Source organism: Streptomyces sp. NPDC054956 (genome assembly GCF_053609185.1).
Map to the genome: position 1 here is coordinate 1 of NZ_JBSGXB010000469.1, position 4,065 is coordinate 4,065.

The window sequence follows — 4,065 nt, forward strand, 5'->3', positions numbered from 1 at the left end:
GGACGGGGGCCGCGCTGCTTCTCGTGCGGGTACGGGGCCGGGGGTCAGGCCGGGGTCAGGCCCGGCTCCGCCGTCTCGCCGCCCTCCGCGTCCGCGTATTCGTCGTCCTCTTCCTCGTCGAAGACCGAGCTGACGTCGAACCGGTGCATCACGTCCTGCGGATCGATGTGGGTGAAGGGCGAACCCAGCCACTCCCCCGGTTCCGTGACCTCCTCCGAGGCCGCGATCCAGAGCGTGGAGTCGCCCTCCTCCAGCCCGAAGTCCTTGGCGCGGGAGGCGATCTCGTCCGGCTCGTACTCGCCGAAGAGCACGCCGAGCGCGTCGGCGGTGCCGCCGTCGTGCCCGAGTTCGGCTTCCCGGTCGTGCGCGACGACCCGCTCGGCCTGGGCGATCAGGCGGGCCGGTTCGACGACCGCGTAGTCGCGGCGGATGAGCACGCTGAAGGCGGCGGGCTCGGTGGGGCCGGTGTACGGGAGCCCGTCCTCGGGAGAGGGGATCTCGAAGGGGGTGACCTCGTCGTAGCGGTCGTAGAGGAGTTCGTCGTACACCTCGGCGGCGGCGGCGAGTTCGTTGAACGCCGCGTAGACGTCGGGGTCATCGTCCCCGATCCTGCTCTCGACCGCCGCGAGGTGACGGTCGAGCGCGGCCTTGACCGCCTCGGCGGCGGCGCGTACCTCGGCAACAGTGGGCAGAGCGGCATCAGACATAGTGCAGACGCTATCCGTAGCAGGGCTCTGCCCGCACAATAGATGCGATGCCGGAATACGAATTTGTCGACTTGTACGTGCCTCGCGGGGTTCCACGCCAGGAAACGACCCGCATGTTGACCGATCACGCCGAGTACGGGCATTGGGAGCTCGACCGGCTGACGCTGCTTCGGGACGGCAGCCGCCGCGTGCGGTTGCGCCGCCGGATCATCCGTCAGGTCCGCGCGACCTGGTGACGCGGGTCCCGCGAAGGGGCCCGCGTCACCGGGGTCAGCACGTGAGCATCCGTCAGGCGGCGTTGCGCGCCCGGCGGTAGAGCACCGCGCCGGCCAGCAGCATGCCCGCGGCCAGGGGTACCCCGGCGGTGAGGACGTCACCGGCGCCGGTCGAGGCGAGCCCCGCGCCCTGATCCGCTCCCCGGCCGGTCGTCGTGCCGGTGCCCTGGGCGGGGTGCGTCACCGGGGTCACGGATCCGGTACCGGGGCCCGTGCCGGGACCGCCGGGGGTTCCGGGCTGCCCGGTGCCGGGCGTACCGGGGTTCCCCGGAGTCCCCGGGTTGCCGTGATCGCCGGGGGTCCCGTGGTCGCCCGGTCCGCCCGGATTGCCGTGGTCACCCGGCCCGCCGGGGTTCCCGTGGTCGCCCGGCCCTCCGGGATTGCCGTGATCTCCGGGTCCGCCGGGGTTCCCGTGATCTCCGAGTCCGCCCGGATTGCCGTGGTCTCCCGGACCTCCCGGATTGCCGTGGTCACCGGGACCGCCCGGGTGTTCCGGGTGGCCGGGGTGGTCCGGCCCGTCGTGGTCGTCGTGGTCGTCGCACGGTTCGTGCGGGTTCCCCGGGTGCTCGGGGTGGTCCGGGTGCTGCGGGTGTCCCGGCCGGCCCGAGAGGTTGGCGCAGCGGTTGCCGAAGGCCGGGTTGAGGGCCCCCACGACCGTCACCGTGTTCCCGCAGGCGTTCACCGGCGCGTCCACGGGCGCCTGGAGGGTGTTGCCGGACAGCAGGCCCGGTGAGTGGGCGGCGCGGCCGGAGGCGCCGGAGTCCGCGTGTGCGTATCCGCCTCCGAACGCGAGCAGACCCCCCGCGGCCGCCATGGTGATCAAGGTCTTCCTGCCGGTGACCTGTACCTGTCGTCGCATCTGTACTTCGTCCCCTGGTGTGTGCGTCGTGCACGCGCACGTGCACGCCCGGTCGGCGCACAGGCCGCACAGGCTCCCCCGCCTGATACGCCGAAAGATCGTCTTCGGGCCCGTAAAGCCCGGCGGCCCCGGAACGCTGGAATGCGCTCCGGGGCCCAGAACTTCAAAAACGTCAGGCGTTGACGCAGGTGTTGCCGAAAGCCGGGTTCAGCAGGCCGATCACGGAGACCGAGTTGCCGCAGACGTTCACGGGGATGTGAACCGGAACCTGGATGACGTTGCCGGACGCGACACCGGGCGAACCGATGGCGGCACCCTGGGCACCGGCGTCGGCGGCAGCCAGACCCGCACCCGCGAGAACCAGACCACCGGTGGCAGCCGCAGCGGCGACAACCTTCTTGAGCATTGTTCCTCCTAGTAGGCAAGTGCGGTCCCAGCCGCGGACCGCACCACCTGTAACGAGGAGGGATCACCGGGGCTACGAGCGTATGAGCGCATTCACTCTTCTCAGTGGAATCCGCACACCTTCCCGATTCCGGTGCGTTAGCTCTCGTCGATGAACCGGTCGAGCACCCGCACGCCGAACTTGAGCCCCTCCACCGGCACCCGCTCGTCGACGCCGTGGAACATCCCGGCGAAGTCCAACTCCGGCGGCAGCTGCAGCGGCGCGAAGCCGAAGCAGCGGATGCCGAGGTCGTCGAAGGACTTGGCGTCCGTACCGCCGGAGAGCATGTACGGGACCGCGTGCGCGATCGGGTCGTGCGCCTTCAGGGCGGTCTGCATGGCGTCCACGAGCTTCCCGTCGAAGTCCGTCTCCAGCGCCTTGTCCGCGTGGACGTCCTCCCGCTTCACGCGCGGACCGAGGATCCGGTCGAGGTCGGCGAAGAACTCGTCCTCGTAGCCCGGCAGGAAGCGGCCGTCCACGTGCGCGGTGGCCTGGCCGGGGATGACGTTGACCTTGTAGCCCGCGCCGAGCATGGTCGGGGCGGCGGAGTTGCGCAGGGTCGCGCCGACCATCTTGGCGATGCCGCCGAGCTTGGCGAGCGTGGCGTCCATGTCGTCCGGGTCGAGCGGGGTGCCCAGCGCGTCCGAGAGCTCGTCCAGGAAGCTCCGTACGGTCTTGGTGACGCGCACGGGCCACTTGTGGCGGCCCAGGCGCCCCACGGCCTCGCACAGCTCCGTGATGGCGTTGTCGTTGTTGGTCATGGACCCGTGGCCGGCGGTGCCCTCGACCGTGAGCCGCATCCAGTGCATGCCCTTCTGCGCGGTCTCCACCAGGTACAGCCGCAGGTTCTCGTTCACCGTGAAGGAGAAGCCGCCGACCTCGCCGATCGCCTCGGTGACGCCCTCGAAGAGCCCGGGGTGCTTGTCGACGAGGTGACGGGCGCCGTAGACGCCGCCGGCCTCCTCGTCGGCGAGGAAGGCGAGCACGATGTCGCGCGGGGGCTTGCGGCCGCTGCGCATGCGGTCGCGCACGACGGCCAGCGTCATCGCGTCCATGTCCTTCATGTCGACCGCGCCGCGGCCCCACACGCAGCCGTCGGCGATCTCGCCGGCGAAGGGGTCGTACGTCCAGTCGGCCGCGTTGGCCGGAACCACGTCGGTGTGCCCGTGGATCAGCAGGGCGGGCCGCGAGGGGTCCTCGCCCTCGATCCGCGCCACGGTCGAGGCGCGCCCCTTGTGCGATTCGAAGATCTGCGGCTCCAGCCCGACCTCGGCGAGCTGCTCGGCGACCCACTCGGCCGCCTTGCGCTCGCCCGGCCCGGAGTGGTCCCCGTAGTTGCTGGTGTCGATCCGGATGAGGTCCCGGCAGAGGTCGACGACCTCGTCCTCGCCGGAGACGGCCCTGCCCGCGCCCGATTCGCTCACGCTGCTTCCTCCCACTGATCAGTACCGAACTGCCTCCATCCTCCCGCTCCGGGCCGCTTCGCCCAAGGGCGATCCCCGGCCGTCGGGGGGTGTGATCGAGGACCCCGGAATGTTTGGTAATGTTTTCCACGTCGGAACGGCCCGCGAGGGACGCGAGACAGACACCTTGTCCGGGTGGCGGAATGGCAGACGCGCTAGCTTGAGGTGCTAGTGCCCTTTATCGGGCGTGGGGGTTCAAGTCCCCCCTCGGACACTTGCGGCGAAAGGCCGGTCGGGAGAGATCCCGACCGGCCTTTCCCATTCCCTCCCGCCGCCTGACCGGCGGCCGGAGCGGATGTGACGAGAGGGACCCCGC

Annotated in this window: 5 protein-coding genes and 1 tRNA gene; 2 read left to right on the forward strand and 4 right to left on the reverse strand. The window is 70.8% G+C overall.

Annotation, left to right across the window (positions count from 1 at the left end; genetic code table 11):
- Window positions 1-44 precede the first annotated feature (44 nt).
- Window positions 45-707, reverse strand: a complete 663-nt coding sequence (locus ACWGDE_RS36740) for a hypothetical protein (RefSeq protein ID WP_453393424.1) — start codon at window positions 705-707, stop codon at window positions 45-47.
- A 47-nt stretch (window positions 708-754) separates the two neighbouring features.
- On the opposite strand from ACWGDE_RS36740, the gene ACWGDE_RS36745 reads away from it, so the two are divergent.
- On the forward strand, window positions 755-943 hold the full coding sequence (locus ACWGDE_RS36745; protein ID WP_190185296.1) for a DUF5703 family protein: 189 nt from the start codon (window positions 755-757) through the stop codon (window positions 941-943).
- A gap of 52 nt (window positions 944-995) precedes the next feature.
- Here the strand turns inward: ACWGDE_RS36745 and ACWGDE_RS36750 are convergent, their stop codons facing one another.
- The 3 genes from ACWGDE_RS36750 to ACWGDE_RS36760 all read right to left on the reverse strand — a co-directional run bounded on the left by ACWGDE_RS36750 (window position 996) and on the right by ACWGDE_RS36760 (window position 3,710).
- Window positions 996-1,841, reverse strand: coding sequence for a chaplin family protein (locus tag ACWGDE_RS36750; RefSeq protein WP_453393425.1), 846 nt, complete (start codon window positions 1,839-1,841; stop codon window positions 996-998).
- A 172-nt stretch (window positions 1,842-2,013) separates the two neighbouring features.
- A complete protein-coding gene (locus ACWGDE_RS36755; protein WP_453393426.1) occupies window positions 2,014-2,247 on the reverse strand; it encodes a chaplin in 234 nt (77 codons plus the stop codon).
- Window positions 2,248-2,384: 137 nt separating this feature from the next.
- The gene (locus ACWGDE_RS36760) at window positions 2,385-3,710 is read right to left on the reverse strand and encodes a M20/M25/M40 family metallo-hydrolase (protein ID WP_453393427.1); all 1,326 of its coding nucleotides are present in this window, start codon (window positions 3,708-3,710) and stop codon (window positions 2,385-2,387) included.
- 168 nt (window positions 3,711-3,878) lie between these two features.
- On the opposite strand from ACWGDE_RS36760, the gene ACWGDE_RS36765 reads away from it, so the two are divergent.
- Window positions 3,879-3,963 (forward strand) — tRNA-Leu (locus ACWGDE_RS36765).
- Window positions 3,964-4,065 lie beyond the last annotated feature (102 nt).

Excerpts from the sequence above, each read along its gene's own strand:
- ACWGDE_RS36740 (WP_453393424.1), bottom strand. The coding sequence starts at position 707 with ATGTCTGATGCCGCTCTGCCCACTGTTGCCGAGGTACGCGCCGCCGCC.
- ACWGDE_RS36745 (WP_190185296.1), top strand. The coding sequence starts at position 755 with ATGCCGGAATACGAATTTGTCGACTTGTACGTGCCTCGCGGGGTTCCA.
- ACWGDE_RS36750 (WP_453393425.1), bottom strand. The coding sequence starts at position 1,841 with ATGCGACGACAGGTACAGGTCACCGGCAGGAAGACCTTGATCACCATG.
- ACWGDE_RS36755 (WP_453393426.1), bottom strand. The coding sequence starts at position 2,247 with ATGCTCAAGAAGGTTGTCGCCGCTGCGGCTGCCACCGGTGGTCTGGTT.